We start from the raw sequence: 21,280 nt of genomic DNA, 5'->3' as shown, positions 1-21,280 counted from the left end.
AACCTAATGCTTATGAAGAATGGAGCGTATATACTATAGAACACTCGATGCACTTAAACAACGAACCCTTTCAATTAATGAAAAATGGCATAAAAACGATTGAAATTAGATTGAATGATGAGAAAAGGCAAGACATTAAAAGTGGCGATTGTATCATATTTGAAAATTTAGAAAGTAAAGAAACGCTAAAAGTCATAGTTATAGAAACGGTAGTATTTACTTCGTTTCAATCTTTACTGAAGCAATATTCTAATAAAGAAATAGGAGCTAAATCAGAAGATCAATTGTCTCAAAAAATAGCTGCTATATACCAAATTTATTCTCAAACTGATGAACTTCATTATGGTGCATTAGCTATTAGAGTGGAAGTAGTTTGATGAAAACGAAGGATGCACCTTGTTTTATTTATATATAAGGTGTACGCGTTGACATTTTTTTAAATTAATGGAAATTAGATTTTATAGAGAAAGTGGGACAGAAATTATATTTTATAAAATGATTTCGTAGCCTCACCAAGAATGATGAGAAAAAAGCAAACAAGAGATTTGGCTCATGCATAAGTGCTACTAAGCTTCATAAATGAAGAAGTAGCACTTTAGAATTAGTACTTTAGAAGCGGTGTTTTAAAAGCTTGATATAAGTGCACTTTTATTCCAAACATCTACTGCCAATATGATATTTAAGGCTGACACATTATGTATGTATCAGCTTCTTTTATATGCTGTTAGCAATGGTATCTAGCCATTGAAATATATAGATTATATACCAATTTCTTAATAATTGTTATCTATGTTTTGCTTATTCAGTATAGAGATGATTACATGAGTCAAATTTTTAAACACAAAGTAATTAAGCTGAAAATAATTAGTATTGTTCTAGTACATACCTTGATTTCATTGTATGATAAACAGTATGGATAAATAATACGATATAAGTAGGTTTTGTACTAGGAGTGGGAATATGAAAAAAGTTATGACGGTGACTATTATTTCAATAATAATGATGGTTGGATGTAGCAGCGGGAAATACGCTGAAGCAATTGATCAAGCAGTAAAACAACAAGCACAATATCAAAAAGTTTTAGCAGATAAACAAAAAGGCGATGTCGAATCCACATACGAAAAAAAAGATTCAAATATATATGTTTACGAGAATGGCAAATATGTAATCATTGCTTATAAACCTTTAAAAGATGATGACGAAATTCATTATTATACGTATAAGATAAAAGATGATAAAGCGCATTACTTAGAAAATTTTAACACTAAAGGTTATACTCAAAAGCATGAGCCAGACTATAAAGAAGAAAATATGGACTTAGAGGAATCATAATATAAAGAAGAAGGTGCACGTTAAATAATGAAAAAACGATGGTTAAGTTTGTTATTGATAACAGTATTATTATTGGTTTCAGCCTGTTCAAATGACGACGACGAACATGTACATAAAGATGATAAATATGGTGAAAACGGTAAAATTAAAATCATTGAGTATGGAGATTTTAAATGCCCGTATTGTAAAAAGGTAGAACAAAATATTATGCCTAAATTAAAAAAAGAATATATAGATACTAATAAAGTAGATTATCAATTTGTTAATATGGCCTTTTTAGGAAAAGATTCAATTAAAGGTGCTAGAGCAGGGCATGCTGTAAAACAAATTGCCCCTGAGCATTATTTAGATTACCAAAAACGGATGTTTAATCAACAACCAGATTCAGAAAAAGAATGGATTACTGAAAAACTCGTTGATCAACAAATAGATCAATTAAATATTTCTACTCTTAAAAAAGAAGAAATTAAAAAAGATTATAAGACCAAAAATAGTAAATCTTGGAAAGCTGCTGAGAAAGACCAAAAGCAATATAAAGACAATCATATTAAAACGGCGCCAACTGTATATATCGCTGGTGAAAAGGTAGAAGATCCATATAAATATAAAAATTACAAAGAAATATTAGAAGCAAACGAATGAATAGAATAACGTAATAACTAGCTCTATTTTGTTAGTAAGGTTTCTTTTTAATGTGTCATAAAAGGTCTGGATTGGTAAATTTAATATAAACGTATACTCAAAATAGTTATTTATTATTCAATGCGTTTTGAAGCTGGAACATTTTAGTGTTCCAGCTTTTTTTAATTCTATATTAACTAGGCGTACTATAGAAAAGACGTTAACAAAGCATTTTAAAATAAATCGTAATAATTACGAAATAATTTCAGAATAACTATTGCACTTTCATAAAGGTAGGGTTATAATTTTAAATCGTAACAGTTACTATTTAAGGAGGAGAAGAAATGAAAAAATCAATATATTTAATGTCTATTATCATTATATTATCGATGATCGCGACAGCGTGTGATGTGTCTAAATCGAATAGTGATAAAGAAGACGATGGGAAAATAGAAATAAATACTACAGTATTTCCGCTGAAATCATTTGCTGATCAGATTGGTGGCAAATATGTTTCGGTGAAATCGATTTATCCGCCCGGTACAGATTTACATAGTTATGAGCCAACCCAAAAAGAAATAATGAATGTAAGTAAAGGCGATATGTTTTTATATACAGGTGATGATTTAGACCCTGTTGCTAAAAAAGTAGCTTCAACGATAAAAGACGATGACATAAAATTATCACTAGAAAATAAAATCGATAAATCTGAATTATTAACAGACCAACATGACGAGGATCATGGAGGACATGAGGGACACGAGCATCATGAAGGACATCATCACGGCGGGTATGATCCACATATTTGGTTAGACCCTCATTTTAATAAAGTGTTTGCAAAAGAAATTAAAGATGAATTAATTAAAAAAGATCCAAATCATCAATCATATTATGAAGAAAATTATAAGAAATTAAAAAATGATTTAGATTCGATAGATAACAAAATGAAAGACATCACTAAAGATAAACAAGGGAATACTGTGTATATCTCCCATGAATCAATGGGATACCTGTCACAAAGATATGGTTTTGTACAAAAAGGCGTGCAAAATATGAATGCCGAAGATCCATCTCAAAAAGCATTGACAAATATTGTTAAAGAGATTAATGACTCAGGAGCTAAATATATCTTATATGAAGCAAATGTTTCTAATAAAGTTACTGATACGATTCGCAAAGAAACTAAAGCTAAGCCATTAAAATTTAATAACATGGAATCATTATCTAAAGAAGAATTGAAAGATGAAAAGTTAACCTATCAAAATTTAATGGATAAAAATATTAAACATATTGATATGGCATTAAGCGACAATATTAAAACTGAGGAAAAACATTCACATAATAAACATGATAAAGCTATTGCTGATGGGTATTTTAAAGATAATCAAGTAAAAGATAGAAAACTAACAGACTTTCAGGGACAATGGCAATCCGTATATCCATACTTACAGGATGGTACATTAGATGGAGTGATGAAACATAAAGCTGCTGCTGATGATAAAATGGATGAAAAAGAATATAAAACATATTACGAAAAAGGTTATAAAACAGATATAAATAACATAGACATCACAAAAGATACGATTACTTTTGAAAAAGATGGCAAAAAAATGACGGGCCATTACGTATATGATGGCAAGGATATATTGAAATATGAAAAAGGTAATAGAGGCGTACGATATACATTTAAATTAACAGATAATAATAAAGCATTGCCAAAATTTGTTCAATTTAGCGATCATAATATAGCACCTAAAAAATCAGCTCATTTCCATATTTTTATGGGAAATGATAAACAAAAAGTTTTAAAAGAATTGGATAATTGGCCAACATATTACCCACGAAAATTAAATGAAGAAGAAATAAAAGAAGAAATGTTAGCACATTAAGCTGTTAACATATTGGTCTATTTTAAAATTATACATTTTAAAAATGAGGATGAATAAAATTTTGTTATAAGGGAATGATTATAAAGCAATACAAATGTGAGCTTTTTTATTGATATATTTAATATACTTGGTATAATTAATGTATTAATAAAAGTTACAAATTTGGAGGTATGAATTTATTATGACAAAATTTAATTTTGATCCAGCGCATTCAGTAGTAGAATTTTCAGTTAAGCATTTAGTGATTTCAAATATCAAAGGTAGATTTAATGATTTTAATGCATCACTTGAAGGTGATTTAAATGATTTAAATTCAATCAAAGGCGAGCTTACGATTAAAGCAGATTCAATTGATACACGTGTAGGTGATCGTGATAATCACTTGAGAAGTGGTGATTTCTTAGATGCTGAGAATTATCCAGAAATTAAATTTGAAGTTACAAAAGTCGAAGAACAATCTGTTACTGGTAATTTAACAATTAAAGATGTTACAGAAGAAGAAACTTTTGAATTATCATATGAAGGACAAAGTAAAAACCCTATGAACGGCGCAACAACTGCTGGTTTTGTTGCTAATGGTACTATTAACCGTGAAAAATACGGTATCACATTTAACCAAGCACTTGAAACTGGTGGCGTTATGATTGGCAAAGATGTGCATTTCCAAGTAAGTCTTGAATTTGCATTAGAAGACTAATATAGTTATTTAAATATAGCAGTGAGGCCGGTGGGCATAATGGTGCCCTTCGGCCTTTAATTATCATACTCATTATAGATAGTTGCAGTAGAACAATAAAATCTATTTTACAATGTTAGTCGTTGATATCACGCTTGTTTTTAGGGCCCGTTTGTATCGGTTGACCGTTTTTCGCGATAATATTTAATCATTATATAAATGATAAAAATCCAAGATATGATAATTAAGGCGATTGAAGAAATCATGACATAGTTTTTGTTTGTAAAGTCACCGCCTGTAAATAGTGTGCCAATCAGATTGGGGATGCATAATAATAGAATAAGACCTGCGTAAAACTTTTGTTTTAAAATAAAGCAAGTCACCATTGTTATTAGTAAAAGGATTAACCCAAGGGTGAAATTAGTTGTTTGATTAGGTGACCAAATTATATAAAGTGGATAGTTTCGTAATAAATATTCACTTAATAGATATAAACCAAAAATAGCTGAAGATGAAATTCCAATAATAGCATAAGTTATTTTACTGTCACCCCAGCGCATAATTGATTTTTTGACAAAGCATAAAATAAAGATAAATGATCCCAAAAAGATAAGAACGAAGTAACAAATTAAAGCAATCGTTAATTGAAATGAATGATCTAACATTCTAGGTATCGTTGTCATGATAAACATAAAAGATATGAAATATAAAATATATTTAAATAATCCTTGAGTCATATTTAAATTTTTTGCAAATTTATCTGCATATGATTTAATGGGTGTGTTTAATAGATCCTCGATATTATCGTTGTTTTCTTCTGCAAGTGTAATATGGTCACGTAATTCTTCTTCAATTGAATTTACTTCGTCTTCATTTTTTCCACGAAATAATAACTCAATTCTCAACTTTAATAAAAAATCTTCCGCTTTTTTACTCAACATTGTTAACCCTCCACATTAAATTGTTCATACCATTATTTAAATCGTTCCACTTGTATTTAAAGTTAGCTAATTCCATTTTACCTTCTTCCGTGATGCTATAGTATTTACGCTTTGGCCCGCCCGAATCTGATTTTTTTGAAATAGAAATCACATAGCCTTTTTTACTTAACCTTAATAGCACAGGATAAATACTGCCGTCGCTGATTTCAGGAAATTGTTGAGATTCCAATTTATCCAAAATTTCATATCCGTAAGTTTCTCCTTGAGAGATGAGCGCTAAAATTGCACCATCTAACAAACCTTTCATCATTTGATTTGAAATTGACATGACATCCCTCTTTTCACTCTCTTGTGATAAAAGATAGTATGGATTTTAAAACTTGTCAACTATCTTATAATAAAAGGTAGTTGATAATTTAATAACAAATATACCACATAACTAAAATAGATTTAACGGGGGTATATAATGACTAAGAGAGGAGGCTAATGATGGCAACAGAGCTACCTAAAATTGGACGTCCAGCTACAAATGCATTGCAATCTATTGGTGTTATGACTTTAGAAAAAGTAGCAGAATATGACCGAACGTCTATTTTAGATATTCATGGCGTAGGACCAAAAGCGATAGATAGATTGGACAAAGCCTTAAAAGAACAAGGACTATCATTTAAAAATGAAAAATTATCTGAAATACCGTTTGAATTGGTTGGAGATGTGGCGTGTGATAATGCGCCAAAACGTCGAATAATGTTAGACTTTCTACTAGCTTCTGCATTAGCCGATAAAACAAAGTTATCACAAATTGTGGTTTCTAATTTCATTTGGAAGGTACCAGGCGCATTTGAATTAAAAAGCTTAGATGAATTTTATAATGAAATAGAAGCACACAGCACAGAAATTAAAAAAATTGAAGTTACACATCATTTAACACACGGAAAATTCGGGGCAATGCACGGTATTCAGACAAATGTTAATGGTATGAAAATTTACTTTGCAGATTTTATTGAATTTGAGAGTCACAGTAAAAATGCAAAAATAAAAATCGTTACGTCTTACGTCATTATGAACGAATCATAAGAAGGAGTATATTAAATGGGAATAGAAGTGAACGAAAATAAAATTATTTTCAAAAGAGATTTTGAAGCAACAGCAGAACAAATTTTTCAAGCTTATACAGAACGTGCTTTATTTGAACAGTGGTTTCACCCACAAAATGCAACAACTGAAGTATTTGAATTCAATATTAAAAAAGGAGGACAAGCCTTTTTTGCAATATATACTAATCAAGGCGCCAGTTATACATTAACAAAATATAATGAAGTAAAAGAACCGAATTTGATTGATTATTACGATTACTTTGCTGACAAGGAAGGTCATATTGATAAAAATATGGCTGGTATGCATAATATCATTCAAATAGAACAAAAAGATGACACGATTACACGTATTATTTCTACAGCTGAACTACCTCATCCAAAATCAGCACGGCAATTATTAGATATGGGCGTAGAAGATGGTATGAATAGCACGTTTGATAATTTAGAATCACTTTTAAAAAATATGTAAAAAGTCAAAGATATGTAAAAATTAGAGTGCTCACACATCGTCACTTTTAGTTATAATAAAAGTGAAATGAGGTGAGTGTATTGTATAAACGTTATTTAAAAGTTTTGGGGTTGTATGCTGTTAGTACGCTTGTACCAGCTGTTTTGTTAAATGAAAAAAGTTTACGTAGCAGCACATTCAAATGGTTTTTACGTACTTTAGCAGGTTATGGTATTTTTGCCTATGGCCTACACACACTGACAAAATTAAAAAAATAATAAGAAAACTAGAATAAAAAGTTTCGTTAGTTAACAAGCATTTATGATTTTATTCAGGCAACCATGGTAAGGAATGAAAAAATTGGTTAAAGTTTATGCTCACTCTAGTTATCTATTGCCGATATCATCTTAAATGAGGTTGAAAGATAAATACCTCTGACTAAAACATAAACGTCAATTTCTATATTTTTTCAATAGAAATTGACGTTTATTTGTTTTTATAAAATTTTCAAACTTGTTAAGCTATTATTTTTCTGATTTCTACATATCCTGATTCATTCATTTAATTGGTTAAACCTACGAACTAATAAACGAGCTATCTTTACATTTTATACTACGACTGGCGTACCATTTGATTGTTCACATCTTCTATATCATTATAAGCATGCGCATTTCTATATACCATCTCAAAAATAAGTGTTTAAATATAAAAATAGCTTACACCCTATTAAATTTGAATGAAAAATAATACAATAGATTTATACGTGTGGGGTGTTTATTCGATGAAATTTATAAGGGGGGGAGTGTCATTATGATAGAAAATCATAAATCTATTAAAGATACATATATGTCTAGAGAAACAATTGATAATATTAACAATCAGGTACAGATGAAAGAAGTTATGTTTGATCAAACCCGCGGACGTTATGCTTTAAAATCAATTATGTCAGGCTTCTTATTAGCTATTGTGACAGTTTTTATGCTAGCGCTTAAGACACAAATGGTTGGTGCAAATGAAGGTGTCATTAACTTATTAGGCGCTATTTCATTTAGTTTAGCCTTAGTATTAATTGTGTTAACACATTCTGAATTATTAACTAGTAATTTTATGTATTTAACAGTTGGCTGGTATTATAAGTTAATCGGTATGAATAAAGCTTTTATTATCATGTTAGTATGTTTCTTTTTTAATATGATTGGTGGCATCATATTATTTGGCTTGATGAAATTTACGCCAATTATGACTTCTGAAATGGTTACAAGTTTGACTGAACTTGTAGATGGAAAAACGATCGATACCTCATGGTATGCCATTTTAGGTAAAGCTATTTTCTGTAACTTTTTTATAAATATTGGTATCTATGTTTCTATTCAATTTAAAGATGGTTTATCAAAAGCCTTTTTCATTGCATGTGGTGTGATTGTCTTTGTATTTATGGGATATGAACATGTGGTGTTTAATGCTGGATTATATGCAGGCATGTTATTTTATAACTTTGATGCTGTCGTTTGGTTACATGTTTTAAAAAATATCGTATTTGCCTTTATTGGTAACTTTATTGGTGGAGGTCTATTCGTAGGCTTAGTCTATGCTTACTTGAATGGTAAACGAGATAGCTTGCATAATTAAATAAATGAACCAATTAAATATAGTTAATTGAGCTGTGGAGTACCTCTCACGTTAGGTTTCTTCATAGCTTTTTTTAGTTTAAGCGCTGTCTATTAATAAATAGATTAGCCTCGAATATAAAATCAGCAAGTGGTGTAAAGGGGTTTATATCGTATTTTAAATAATCGCTAAATCACTCAACAAATTGTTTTTGGCGCTCTAGTGTTCTAGTGAGTAAATAAAACAAATCAATTGACTCATTTATAAAGAAACAATATTGTATTTATTGTGATTAATGATCTCAGTATAGTTCAAATCATTGCATAGATGAGAAACGTTAGGGAGTGACATAATGTCTGAATATAATATTAGAATTGCTGTTATCGATGATGCAGTAGAATTACAAAAATTAATGTATGAGGCTTTTACGCCGTTAAGAGAATTAGGTATTGATTGGCCATCTGTCAATGCTACTGTTGAAATGGTTGAAAAGAATTTACAAACTGGTACAACATTTGTCTTGGAAAATGAGTCAGAAATTATTTCTACAATAACAGTGCGCTATCCTTGGGAAAGTAAACGCCGTATTTCTATTTATCCATTTGTATGGTGGTTTGCTACTAAGCCATCATATGATGGACAGGGTTTAGGCGGTAAATTGTTGAGATATGTTGAAGAGACATATCTCAGAGACACACTGAAAGTACCAGCAGTTACGTTAGGAACTTCTGCGCGTAAACATCCATGGTTATTAGATATTTACAAAAAAAGAGGTTATGAAATATACGCAGAGCATGAAAGCGATGATGGCGATTTAGGCGTTATTATGAGAAAAGTATTGATTCCAGAACGATTTGATGAAGACGTGTTGGGCGAACCGCCGTTTTAATGATATAAAAATTAAATAAATGATAGGGAATTCCTTTAGTTTTTCACTAAGGGGATTCCCTATTTTTTTACTTTTTGTGAATTTGTTCACAAAAAGCATTGGAAATATATTACAATTCAAGTGTAAAGGGAGGGGGCGCCATGGGAGAAAATATACTCGTTATACATGGTATGAGACGAGGTTATCAAAATGAGGCGTTACAACGATTCATCTATAGACTAATGAAAGAAAGTGGTATCAACTTTCACATTACATTTTTGGAAAGTGATATTAACCATTTATATAACATGATTTCAAGTCTAGTGAAACAAGGTGTACATGAATTTAACATCGTACCGCTTTTATTATTTTCAGCTAAACATTATTTGCAAGATATCCCGACAATATTACAGCATCTTAAAAACAATTACCCGTATATAGAGTATCAGGTTACACAACCATTAGGAACACACTACCATATCGTTAACATCATAAATGAAAGAATTAAAAACGCGCTGTATGTTAGCCCATCCATTAGCAAAATAGTTTTTATTGCGCATGGTAGTGAACGTTATAAGCAACCGAATGAACAACTTAAACAAGTAATAAATAATTGTAATGTTGCTAATAAACCTATCAATATGGTGATGCTATATGGGGATTATAGCTATAAAAAACGGTTACCTGAGATATTGGCAGAGGGCGGAGAAATATTGGTAGTTCCTGTCTTTTTATACGATGGGTTTTTAGTTCATAAAATGAAAAGTGAAATTCAATATATGAGAAATAATAGCTGTATTGAATTTACAAAATCATTAAATTTTCACCCTTTATTGGAATTGATTATTAAAGACCAAATTACCCAATTGGAGGCACGTAATCATGTACCCGATACAACTCAATTTAGCTGATAAGCAAGTTGTCATTATAGGTGGCGGAAAAATTGCTTATCGAAAATTTCAACAATTAGTTAATGAGGATATTATTTCATTAACAATCATAAGCAAAACATTTTTACCAGAGTTCTTTGAAACAGAACACCCCAACTTGAAATTAATAACTAAAACTTATGACAGTAAAGACATTAAAAAAGCAGATATGATTATCATCGCAACAAACGATACCTCAGTAAATAATCAAGTTAAAAAGGATGCACTACCACATCAACTTGTTAACCATACAGGGGACAAAACACAATCAGATTTCTATAATATGCCAGAAATTCAGTACCATGATTTGAAAATTTTATTTAGATCAAATGGTACAGACTATAACAAAGTCAAGAAAGTATCACATGCAGTACAGCAGTTTTTAGCAGAAGTATATGAGGAGGATAAACATGTCTAAAAAACGATTAGTAATGATAGGAAATGGAATGGCAGGTTTACGCACGATTGAAGAAATATTAGAAAGAGACTCTGAGCAATACGAAATTACTATCATTGGTAAAGAACCCTACCCAAATTATAATCGAATCATGCTTTCTAATATTTTGCAGAAGAAAATGTCTGTTAAAGAAACCATTATGAATAGTTATCAATGGTATAAAACACATGGCATTGAATTGGTTACAAATGATCCAGTTATATCAGTTAATCGTGAGAAAAAAGAAATTATCACAGAAAAAAACAAACAATTCCATTACGATATTTGTATATTTGCTACAGGGTCAAGTGCGTTTGTGCTACCAATTCCAGGTTCTCAATTAAATAGTGTAATAGGATGGAGAACCATAGATGATACTGAACGTATGATTGAGATTGCTCAAACAAATAAACATGCAATCGTAATAGGCGGTGGTTTATTAGGTTTAGAATGTGCACGCGGTTTAATGGATCAAGGCATGGAAGTTACTGTAATTCATCTTGCAGAATGGTTGATGGAAATGCAATTAGATAAAAAAGCCGGTGAATTACTTAAAGCAGATTTAGAAGCTCAAGGTATGCATTTTAAAATGGAAGCACGTACAGAAAAAATATTAGGTGAACATGATGTAACAGGGATAGAATTAGCAGATGGGACTACCTTGAAAGCAGATTTAGTTGTGATGGCTGTAGGCATTCGTCCATATACTCAAGTGGCACAATCATGTGGGTTGGAGGTAAATAGAGGTATTGTGGTGAACGATTTTATGCGAACAAGTGACGAATCCATTTATGCAGTGGGAGAATGTGCTGAACATAGAGGACAAACTTATGGATTAGTAGCTCCATTATATGAACAAGGCAGGGTGTTAGCAGATTATTTAACACATATGCCAACTGAAGGGTATCAAGGATCGACTACGTTCACATCGTTAAAAGTATCAGGTTGTGATTTATATAGCGCTGGACAAATACGTGAAGATGCTGAAGTGAAAGGCATAGAAATCTTCGATAGCGTTAATAAACATTATAAAAAAGTTTTTCTAAAAGGAGACAATATTGTTGGCGCAGTGCTATACGGTGACATAGAAGATGGCTCCAGATTTTTTAATATGATGAAGAAAAAAGAAGAAATTCAAGACTATACTATGGTTTCGCTTTTACATAAAGGCAGTGAATCAAGCGGTCTAAATATTGCGGATATGGCTGACGATGAAACAGTCTGTGGCTGTAATGGCGTCAATAAAGGTACTATCGTTGATGCGATAACACAAAATGGGTTAACAAGTATTGACGAAGTAACGCAATTAACGAAAGCAGGTAATTCTTGTGGAAAGTGTAAAGGACAAATAGGACAAATTCTTGAACATACACTAGGGGATGATTTTGTAGCAAATAAACCGGCAGGCATTTGTGCATGTACTGATTTGACACGTGATCAAATTGTAACGCAAATTAGAGCAAAATCACTTAAAACCTCTAAAGAAGTGCGTCATGCTTTGGATTTTAAAGATAAAAATGGGTGTCCAAAATGTCGTCCAGCTATTAATTATTATCTCAATATGATCCACCCGTTCCAACATACAGATGAAATTGAATCACGTTTTGCCAATGAACGCTATCATGCCAATATTCAAAATGACGGCACATTCTCTGTTATTCCTCAAATGCGGGGCGGTGTCACAGACGCTGAACAACTGATTAGATTAGGCGAAGTTGCTAAAAAATACAACGTGCCACTTGTTAAAGTGACAGGGTCACAGCGTATTGGCCTTTATGGAATTAAGAAAGAATTATTACCTAAAGTGTGGTCAGACTTAGGCATGCGTTCAGCGTCAGCGTATGGTAAAAAAACACGTTCAGTAAAAAGTTGTGTGGGTAAAGCATTTTGTAGATTTGGTACACAATTCACTACACGTTTAGGCATTCGTTTAGAAGAAGCATTTGAATATATTGATACACCGCATAAATTTAAAATGGGTGTTTCGGGGTGTCCCAGAAGCTGTGTAGAATCAGGTGTGAAAGACTTTGGTGTTATTAGCGTTGAAAATGGTTTCCAAATTTATATTGGAGGCAATGGCGGTACTGAAGTAACTATTGGCCAATATTTAACAACAGTCGAAACGGAAGATGAAGTTATCAAATTGTGTGGGGCGTTTATGCAATATTATAGAGAAACAGGTATTTATGCAGAGCGTACAGCCCCCTGGTTAGAACGTTTAGGTTTTGAAAATGTGAGCACAATCTTATTGGATGAAAAAAAGCAAACAACACTATATGAACGTATTATGAAAGTTAAAAGTGCAATGGATAAAGAGCCATGGTCAGCACTTTTAAACCATAAAAAAGCACGACAAATATTTGAAGTAGAGAAGGTGTAAATCATGGATTCTAAAACTAAAATTAAAGTGTCTTCAATTGATTCATTAACGCCCTTGATTGGTAAAAAAGTTGTTATTGAAGATAAAGAAATCGGCCTATTTTTAACTGAAGATGGACAAATCCATGCAATTCAAAATCGATGTCCACATAAAGATGGTCCATTATCAGAAGGTACTGTTAGCGGAGACTATGTATATTGTCCGTTACATGATCAAAAAATTGATATGAATACAGGATTAGTGCAATCGCCAGATACGGGTTGTGTAGAGGTTTATCAAGCGGTGATACACGATGGGGATGTTTATATATGTCTTTAAATAAGAAGGGGAAGGTATACCTTGTTGGCGCTGGGCCAGGCGATCCAGATTTGTTAACACGTAAAGCAGAACGTTTGATAAGACAAGCCGATATTATTTTATACGATCGGCTTGTAAATCCGTTTATTTTACAGCTAGCTAAGCCTGGTATAAAAGTCATTAACGTTGGAAAACAACCTTACCACAAACATATTCAACAAGCTGAAATTAATAGGCAACTTATTGATGCAGCTAGTTCACATGGTTGTGTTGTGAGATTAAAGGGTGGAGATCCAGCTATTTTCGGACGAGTGCGTGAGGAAGTCGTTGCTTTAAAGGCACAAAATATTGATTGTGAAATTGTACCTGGTATTACTTCTGCTAGTGCAGCAGTGGCAATAATGGGTCAGGGCCTTACTGGACGGAAAATTGCTACAAATGTTACTTATACAACGGGGCACTTTTGCAAAGAGAATCATAAAAAAGTAGATATAAGTGCAATCTTAAAAAACGGCACGTTGGCTATTTATATGGGAATTAAAAATTTAAATGAAATGATGACTCAAATCTACCAGAAAACAGAGATAGATTACCCAGTAGTTGTTGTATATAACATTTCTACTTATCAGGAAAAAGTAATTAAGGGAACTGTGACGACAATTGGTCAAATTATAAAAAGACAAGCAGGATCACCTGGCTTGGTTTTAGTTGGTTCATTAATGTCTGAAATCGATTGTGAAAATTATTTTAAACAAAAGGCGACAAAAAATTACTTAATTACTGGAGGTTACCAACTTGCTATAGATAAAGCATTATCACTATATAGCGAAGGGCATTTTTGTATCATTAATCCAGAAGATAGGTCAATGTATCATGAAACACAATTAGAACTTATTAATGAGATAACAGAAAAGTATACATTTGATGAATATATAGAATTAATTGAATAACCGATGATATGAAGCGCGCGAAACGCTTATGAATCTGTCATGATTATAAAAAAAGCATACCTTAACGCATAATAAACACTTCCCTAAAATCAACTATTAATATTGATTTTAAAGAAGTGTTTTATTTAATTATATCAACTGTGCAAATAACAGTTGATTTTGGATAATTAGGGCTTTTTTATATTCAATTAGGTAAATCCCTAATATATAGAATTTGTGAAAAAAAGTACAATTTAATTAAGAAAAGCAAAAAGATAACTACAACACAGATATGCATATGATATAGATTTTATAGGTAACGATGTTGAGAGGGTGTATAAAATGAAAAAGTTTGGAATGAAGTTTTTCAGACCAACTGAAAAATTCAATGGTGATTGGTCTGTATTAGAAAGTAAAAGTAGAGAATGGGAAAAAATGTATCGAGAACGTTGGAGCCACGACAAAGTCGTAAGAACAACCCATGGCGTCAATTGTACGGGTTCGTGTTCATGGAAAGTGTTTGTGAAAAACGGCGTTATTACATGGGAGAACCAACAAACCGATTATCCAAGTTGCGGCCCAGATATGCCTGAGTTTGAGCCTAGAGGTTGCCCGCGTGGTGCATCGTTTTCTTGGTATGAGTATAGCCCTTTAAGAATTCGTTATCCATATATTCGTGGTAAATTATGGGAATTATGGACAGATGCATTAGAAAAGCATCACAACAATACAGTAGCTGCATGGGCATCGATTGTAGAAGATGAAGAAAAGGCTAAAATTTATAAACAAGCACGTGGAAAGGGTGGCCTTGTACGAACAAATTGGAAAGATGTTTCTAAATTAATTTCAGCTCAAATCATTTACACAATTAAAAAATTTGGACCAGATAGAATCGCAGGCTTTACTCCAATACCTGCTATGTCTATGTTGAGTTACGCTTCTGGTGCGCGTTTTGTCAGCTTGCTTGGTGGTGAGATGTTAAGTTTTTATGATTGGTACGCAGATTTACCGCCTGCATCACCACAGATTTGGGGAGAACAAACAGACGTTCCAGAATCAAGCGATTGGTATAATGCTTCATATATTATGATGTGGGGTTCTAACGTGCCTCTAACAAGGACACCAGACGCACATTTTATGACAGAAGTCCGTTATAGAGGTACTAAAGTTATTTCAGTTGCACCGGATTACGCAGAAAACGTTAAATTTGCAGATAATTGGTTAGCACCACATCCAGGAACTGATGCAGCAGTTGCACAAGCCATGACACATGTTATTTTACAAGAATATTATGTTAATCATCCTAACCCATATTTTATTAATTATGCTAAACAATACACAGATATGCCGTTTATTATCATGTTAGACGAAGACGAAAATGGGTACAAGGCAGGACGTTTCTTAAGAGCAGAAGACTTAGGAACACAAACAGCACACAGCGATTGGAAACCAGTTGTTTTTGATAAATTGACACAACAATTAACTGTACCAAATGGCACAATGGGTCAACGTTGGGAAGAAGGTAAACAGTGGAATCTTAAATTAGAAAACGAAAATGGTAACAAAATAGAACCCGTTTTAAGTCTTGTAGAAGATGAATATGAATTAAAGCAGATTCAATTTCCGTTCTTTGATAACGAGGGAAACGGTATTTTTGAAAGGCCGATTGCTGTTAAGGAAATAACATTAGCCAACGGTGAACAAAAATACGTTGCTACGGTATATGACCTGATGACGAGTCAATATGGTATACAGCGCTTTGGGCATGAATTAGAAGCAAAGGGATACGAAGATGCCACATCATATTATACGCCTGCTTGGCAAGAAAAAATCACCAGTGTTAAATCAAGCGTAGTAACGCAAGTTGCAAGAGAATTTGCACAAAATGCGATAGATACCAAAGGAAAGTCTATGATTATCATGGGCGCCGGCATTAACCACTGGTTTAATTCAGATACAATTTATCGTTCTATTTTGAACCTTGTATTACTGTGTGGTTGTCAAGGCGTTAATGGCGGCGGTTGGGCACATTATGTTGGTCAAGAGAAATGTAGACCAATTGAAGGTTGGAATACAATAGCATTTGCAAAAGATTGGCAAGGCCCGCCTCGATTACAAAATGGTACAAGTTGGTTTTATTTCGCTACGGACCAGTGGAAATATGAAGAATCTAATGTAGATAGTATTAAATCTCCGTTGGCAGAGAATATTAAACATCAACATCCGGCAGATTATAACGTATTAGCTGCAAAATTAGGATGGTTACCATCATATCCACAATTTGATAAAAATAGTTTGGCATTTGGTGAAGAAGCCAGAGATAATGGTGAGTTTAATAATGAGGCAATATTAAAAAGGGCCATCGATTCAGTTAAAGCTAGAGAAACTAAATTTGCAATCGAAGACCCTGATTTAAAGAAAAATCACCCAAAAACTTTATTTTTATGGCGCTCAAATTTAATTTCAAGTTCCGCAAAAGGACAAGAATATTTTATGAAACATTTACTTGGAGCTAAATCTGGTTTGATGGCTGAACCTAACGAAGAAGCTAAGCCTGAAGAAATCAAATGGAGAGATGATACAGAAGGTAAATTAGATTTGCTTATATCATTAGATTTCAGAATGACTGCTACACCTTTATATTCAGATATCATTTTACCGGCTGCAACGTGGTACGAAAAACATGATTTATCGTCTACAGACATGCATCCATTTGTGCATCCATTTAATCCAGCCATCGATCCACTATGGGAGTCTCGCTCAGACTGGGATATTTTTAAAACATTGAGTAAAGCATTATCTGAAACAGCGAAAACTCACTTAACTGGTGTCTATAAAGATGTAATCACAACGCCTTTGGCACATGATACATCGCAAGAAATCTCCAATGTTAATGGCGTTGTTAAAGATTGGACTAAAGGTGAAATAGAGGCAGTCCCAGGTAAAACGATGCCCGGGTTTGCAGTGGTTGATAGAGATTATACAAAAATTTATGACAAATTTATTACGGTGGGCCCACTGCTTGAAAAGGCAAAAATAGGTGCGCATGGTGTGAGCTTTACTGTTGCCGAACAATATGAAGAATTAAAAAGTATGGTAGGTACATGGAGCGATGCAGATGCGCGTTCAATCAAGCATGAACGGCCTAGAATAGATACCGCAAGGCGCGCCGCAGATGTAGTGTTAAATCTTTCTTCAGCAACAAATGGCAAATTATCTCAAAAATCTTATGAAGATTTAGAGCAACAAACAGGTATGCCATTGAAAGATATTTCAAGTGAACGTGCTTCTGAAAAAATTTCGTTTTTAAATATTACGGCACAACCTAGAGAAGTTATACCGACAGCGGTTTTCCCGGGTTCTAATAAAAATGGTCAAAGATATTCACCATTTACAACGAATGTAGAACGCTTAGTACCATTTAGAACATTAACTGGAAGACAAAGCTATTACATTGACCATGAAATTTTCCAACAATTTGGCGAGAATTTGCCTGTTTATAAACCAACATTACCGCCGATGGTATTCGGTGCGAGAGACAAGAAAGTGACGATGGATCAAAATACTCTTGTACTACGTTATTTAACACCTCATGGCAAATGGAATATCCACTCCACTTATCAAGATAATCAGCACATGTTGACATTGTTTAGGGGAGGACCAACAGTGTGGATTTCATCTGAAGATGCGAAAGTACATGACATTCTAGATAATGAATGGTTGGAAGTGTATAACCGTAATGGTGTTGTAACAGCTAGAGCAGTAGTATCACATCGTATGCCGAGAGGAACAATGTTTATGTATCACGCACAAGATAAACATATTGAAACACCTGGCTCACAATTAACGGATACGCGGGGCGGATCGCACAACGCACCTACACGTATACATTTAAAACCAACACAGCTCGTTGGAGGTTATGCTCAGATCAGTTACCACTTTAATTATTACGGGCCGATAGGTAATCAAAGAGATGTTTATGTAGCAGTGAGAAAACTGAAGGAGGTAGACTGGCTTGAAGATTAAAGCACAAATTGCAATGGTATTGAATTTAGATAAATGCATTGGTTGTCATACATGTAGTGTTACATGTAAAAGCACTTGGACTAATCGCCCCGGCGCAGAATATATGTGGTTCAATAACGTTGAAACAAAACCAGGCATTGGGTATCCAAAAAGATGGGAAGATCAGTCACATTATAAAGGTGGTTGGGTTTTAAATAAAAAAGGAAAATTAGAACTCAAGTCTGGTAGTAAATGGGCAAAAATCGCGCTTGGAAAAATATTTTACAATCCAGATATGCCTGTAATCAAAGATTATTATGAGCCGTGGACTTATAATTACGAACATTTAACTACAGCCAAAGCAGGAAATCATTCACCAGTAGCAAAAGCCCACTCTATTATTTCAGGAGATAAATTAGATTTAAAATGGGGGCCAAATTGGGAAGATGATTTAGCTGGAGGACACGTAACAGGTCCCGAAGATCCTAATGTTCAACGTATTGAAGAAGATATTCAATTTAAATTTGATCAAACGTTTATGATGTACTTACCTAGATTATGTGAACATTGCTTAAACCCAAGTTGTGTAGCTTCATGCCCTTCAGGTGCTATGTATAAACGAGATGAAGATGGTATTGTCTTGGTTGACCAAGAAGCGTGTCGCGGTTGGAGATACTGTATGACAGGTTGTCCTTACAAAAAAGTTTATTTTAATTGGAAGACAAATAAAGCTGAAAAATGTACATTTTGTTTCCCACGAATTGAAGCTGGTTTACCAACAGTTTGCTCAGAAACGTGTACAGGACGAATGAGATATTTAGGAGTACTTTTATACGATGCTGATAGAGTTGAAGAAGCAGCTACAACAGAAAATGACCAAGATTTATATGAAAAACAATTAGATTTATTTTTAAACCCATATGATGAAAGCGTGGTTGAACAAGCACAAAAAGATGGCATTTCTATGGAATGGATTGAAGCGGCGCAAAATTCACCTGTCTATAAATTAGCTATTGAATATAAACTCGCATTCCCATTACATCCAGAATACCGCACAATGCCGATGGTTTGGTATTGCCCTCCACTAAGTCCAATTATGAGTTATTTCGAGGGTAAAACGGCGATGGATGCCAATAGAAATCCTGATATGATTTTCCCGGCTATTGAAGAAATGCGTTTACCAATACAATATTTAGCAAGTTTACTTACAGCGGGAAAAACTGAACCAGTCAAAGAAGCACTGCAAAGAATGGCGATGATGAGAAGTTACATGCGCGCCCAAGTTACGAATAAACCATTTGATGAAGATAAGTTACAGAGATTAGGTTTGACCGAACGTCAAACTAAAGATATGTATCGTTTACTTGCTATTGCTAAGCACGAAGATCGATTTGTTATTCCAACTTCTCATAAAGAAGCCTATATGGATACGTACCATGCACAAGGCAGTCAAGGATATGGAGGAGAATATTTTGGTTCAAATTGCGAAGGGTGCGGCGTACCTGTAGGCACAGCTTCAGAAAAATCGGGGCAAGAGATATATAATGATAATTTCTATGGAGGGATTTTCCGTGATTAATATCGCACAATTTAAATCATTTCAAGAAACACTCGGATATTTCGCTCAACAATTAGATTTTCCTGAAAAATTGACATTACATCCTAAACCATTTGAAAGTATCATTCATCCAGACCATCCAGCTTATCATAACCTTATTATATATCGAGAGCGCATACATGCATATCGTTTTTTAGAGGTTCAACAACTCTATTCTGACACGTTTGATTTTAATAAGAAGGCGCCGTTGTATATGACTTATAATAAATTTGATACTCAAAAAGAACGGGGACAATTATTAGCTAAATTAAAAGTACTATACGAAATGTTTGGTTTGAAAATGGCGGACAATGAGTTATCTGATTTTTTACCACTAATGCTGGAATTTTTATATATTGCACAATGGCAAAATGACCCAAGAGCAAAAAGCAATATTGAGTTTGTCATTATGATTATTGAAGATGGTACGTACGCTATGGCAAATCAATTGGCAGAACAAGATAGCCCTTATTATTATTTGGTTAAAGCTTTAAGAGAAACGCTAAAAGCGTGTATTGAGCCAACAAATGAGGTGAAAGCAAATGTTTAATCAATTCTTATGGGTTATATTTCCTTATCTATGTATCGCTATATTTTTTATTGGACATATTGCAAGATTTAAATTTGATAAGTTTTCATGGACGGCAAAATCGAGTGAATTTATAGAAAAAAAACGCTTGAGATGGGGGAGCCTCATGTTCCATTTAGGCATTATTCCAGTAGCGGTTGGACACTTTGTTGGTTTAATTATTCCAGCTTCTTGGTTACGAGCGGTTGGCGTTAACGATCATTTATATCATATAGGGGCAGTGTATATTGGTAGTATATTTGGTATAATAACATTGGTAGGTATGTTGTTATTAACTGCACGACGCATCACTCAAAAAAATATTAGAAAGCTCAGTTCAGCTTCAGATATCATTGTTAACCTTTTATTATTACTGATTGTTTGTATGGGGTGTTACGCTACTTTAGTTACTAACGCTGTGACGCCCGATTTTGATTATCGTGCATCCATATCAATTTGGTTCAGAAATTTATTTATCTTTTCACCAGATGCAGCTTTGATGGCAAATGTACCACTCTCATTTAAATTCCATGTGTTGTTAGGATTTACAATTATGGCATTATGGCCATTTACGAGACTAGTTCATGTGTGGAGTGTGCCATTAACATATGTGAGTAGAAGTTATATTATTTATCGTAAACATAAAGTATAAAAGGGGG

21 protein-coding genes and 1 pseudogene are annotated in these 21,280 nt (G+C 33.3%); 20 read left to right on the top strand and 2 right to left on the bottom strand.

The genetic code is table 11. The annotated features are described in order from the left end of the window. Positions 1-47 precede the first annotated feature (47 nt). From IEU88_RS01210 to IEU88_RS01190, 5 genes are all read left to right on the top strand, one after another. Complete coding sequence (locus tag IEU88_RS01210; RefSeq protein ID WP_103372822.1) at positions 48-377, top strand: ASCH domain-containing protein; 330 nt, start codon at positions 48-50, stop codon at positions 375-377. Positions 378-960: 583 nt separating this feature from the next. Next, positions 961-1,332, top strand: a complete 372-nt coding sequence (locus IEU88_RS01205) for a cystatin-like fold lipoprotein (protein ID WP_103372821.1) — start codon at positions 961-963, stop codon at positions 1,330-1,332. Between the two features lie 27 nt (positions 1,333-1,359). Beyond that, positions 1,360-1,974, top strand: coding sequence for a DsbA family protein (locus IEU88_RS01200; RefSeq protein ID WP_103372820.1), 615 nt, complete (start codon positions 1,360-1,362; stop codon positions 1,972-1,974). A 323-nt stretch (positions 1,975-2,297) separates the two neighbouring features. Next, positions 2,298-3,842 (top strand): zinc ABC transporter substrate-binding lipoprotein AdcA, encoded by a 1,545-nt coding sequence (gene adcA, locus IEU88_RS01195; protein WP_103372819.1) that lies wholly within the window; start codon positions 2,298-2,300, stop codon positions 3,840-3,842. Positions 3,843-4,023: 181 nt separating this feature from the next. Beyond that, a complete protein-coding gene (locus IEU88_RS01190; protein WP_103372818.1) occupies positions 4,024-4,539 on the top strand; it encodes a YceI family protein in 516 nt (171 codons plus the stop codon). Positions 4,540-4,679: 140 nt separating this feature from the next. On the opposite strand, the gene IEU88_RS01185 is transcribed toward IEU88_RS01190, so the two are convergent. Both IEU88_RS01185 and IEU88_RS01180 read right to left on the bottom strand, forming a co-directional pair. Next, the gene (locus IEU88_RS01185) at positions 4,680-5,459 is read right to left on the bottom strand and encodes a hypothetical protein (protein WP_115359558.1); all 780 of its coding nucleotides are present in this window, start codon (positions 5,457-5,459) and stop codon (positions 4,680-4,682) included. Then, complete coding sequence (locus IEU88_RS01180; RefSeq protein ID WP_103372697.1) at positions 5,449-5,787, bottom strand: PadR family transcriptional regulator; 339 nt, start codon at positions 5,785-5,787, stop codon at positions 5,449-5,451. The genes IEU88_RS01185 and IEU88_RS01180 overlap by 11 nt, the downstream gene beginning before the upstream one ends. Before the next feature lie 161 nt (positions 5,788-5,948). On the opposite strand from IEU88_RS01180, the gene IEU88_RS01175 reads away from it, so the two are divergent. The 15 genes and pseudogenes from IEU88_RS01175 (at position 5,949) to narI (ending at position 21,273) form a co-directional block, all read left to right on the top strand. Further along, a complete protein-coding gene (locus IEU88_RS01175; RefSeq protein ID WP_096808513.1) occupies positions 5,949-6,536 on the top strand; it encodes a helix-hairpin-helix domain-containing protein in 588 nt (195 codons plus the stop codon). Between the two features lie 15 nt (positions 6,537-6,551). Further along, entirely contained in the window at positions 6,552-7,025 is a 474-nt protein-coding gene (locus IEU88_RS01170; protein WP_096808514.1) for an SRPBCC family protein, read from the top strand. A gap of 80 nt (positions 7,026-7,105) precedes the next feature. Next, the gene (locus tag IEU88_RS01165) at positions 7,106-7,282 is read left to right on the top strand and encodes a hypothetical protein (RefSeq protein ID WP_170006822.1); all 177 of its coding nucleotides are present in this window, start codon (positions 7,106-7,108) and stop codon (positions 7,280-7,282) included. A gap of 324 nt (positions 7,283-7,606) precedes the next feature. Further along, positions 7,607-7,699, top strand: a pseudogene (locus IEU88_RS13630) (GntR family transcriptional regulator); the annotation flags it as partial. Between the two features lie 115 nt (positions 7,700-7,814). Next, positions 7,815-8,633: a formate/nitrite transporter family protein gene (locus tag IEU88_RS01160; protein WP_096808516.1), complete on the top strand. Its 819-nt coding sequence runs from the start codon at positions 7,815-7,817 to the stop codon at positions 8,631-8,633. A 331-nt stretch (positions 8,634-8,964) separates the two neighbouring features. Continuing rightward, on the top strand, positions 8,965-9,501 hold the full coding sequence (locus IEU88_RS01155; protein ID WP_103372696.1) for a GNAT family N-acetyltransferase: 537 nt from the start codon (positions 8,965-8,967) through the stop codon (positions 9,499-9,501). 140 nt (positions 9,502-9,641) lie between these two features. Further along, positions 9,642-10,391 carry a sirohydrochlorin chelatase gene (locus IEU88_RS01150; RefSeq protein WP_103372695.1) on the top strand — a complete coding sequence of 250 codons (750 nt, stop codon included), beginning with the start codon at positions 9,642-9,644 and terminating at the stop codon, positions 10,389-10,391. Continuing rightward, positions 10,363-10,827 carry a precorrin-2 dehydrogenase/sirohydrochlorin ferrochelatase family protein gene (locus tag IEU88_RS01145; protein WP_096808519.1) on the top strand — a complete coding sequence of 155 codons (465 nt, stop codon included), beginning with the start codon at positions 10,363-10,365 and terminating at the stop codon, positions 10,825-10,827. The genes IEU88_RS01150 and IEU88_RS01145 overlap by 29 nt, the downstream gene beginning before the upstream one ends. Further along, positions 10,820-13,225, top strand: coding sequence for a nitrite reductase large subunit NirB (gene nirB, locus IEU88_RS01140; RefSeq protein WP_103372694.1), 2,406 nt, complete (start codon positions 10,820-10,822; stop codon positions 13,223-13,225). Before IEU88_RS01145 ends, nirB begins: the two co-directional genes overlap by 8 nt. 3 nt (positions 13,226-13,228) lie before the next feature. Beyond that, positions 13,229-13,543 (top strand): nitrite reductase small subunit NirD, encoded by a 315-nt coding sequence (gene nirD, locus IEU88_RS01135; RefSeq protein ID WP_096808521.1) that lies wholly within the window; start codon positions 13,229-13,231, stop codon positions 13,541-13,543. Next, positions 13,534-14,472, top strand: a complete 939-nt coding sequence (gene cobA, locus IEU88_RS01130) for a uroporphyrinogen-III C-methyltransferase (protein ID WP_103372693.1) — start codon at positions 13,534-13,536, stop codon at positions 14,470-14,472. Before nirD ends, cobA begins: the two co-directional genes overlap by 10 nt. A gap of 321 nt (positions 14,473-14,793) precedes the next feature. Continuing rightward, positions 14,794-18,477 carry a nitrate reductase subunit alpha gene (locus IEU88_RS01125; protein ID WP_103372692.1) on the top strand — a complete coding sequence of 1,228 codons (3,684 nt, stop codon included), beginning with the start codon at positions 14,794-14,796 and terminating at the stop codon, positions 18,475-18,477. Beyond that, on the top strand, positions 18,467-20,035 hold the full coding sequence (narH, locus tag IEU88_RS01120; protein ID WP_103372691.1) for a nitrate reductase subunit beta: 1,569 nt from the start codon (positions 18,467-18,469) through the stop codon (positions 20,033-20,035). Before IEU88_RS01125 ends, narH begins: the two co-directional genes overlap by 11 nt. Beyond that, entirely contained in the window at positions 20,028-20,603 is a 576-nt protein-coding gene (narJ, locus tag IEU88_RS01115) for a nitrate reductase molybdenum cofactor assembly chaperone (RefSeq protein WP_096808525.1), read from the top strand. Before narH ends, narJ begins: the two co-directional genes overlap by 8 nt. Then, positions 20,596-21,273 carry a respiratory nitrate reductase subunit gamma gene (narI, locus tag IEU88_RS01110; RefSeq protein WP_096808526.1) on the top strand — a complete coding sequence of 226 codons (678 nt, stop codon included), beginning with the start codon at positions 20,596-20,598 and terminating at the stop codon, positions 21,271-21,273. The genes narJ and narI overlap by 8 nt, the downstream gene beginning before the upstream one ends. Positions 21,274-21,280: the final 7 nt, after the last annotated feature.

This window comes from Staphylococcus nepalensis (assembly GCF_014635045.1).
In the GTDB taxonomy this organism is placed as follows: Bacteria; Bacillota; Bacilli; order Staphylococcales; family Staphylococcaceae; genus Staphylococcus; species Staphylococcus nepalensis.
The sequence above is the reverse complement of the archived record's forward strand: the minus strand, read 5'-3'. Positions and strand labels throughout refer to the sequence as shown.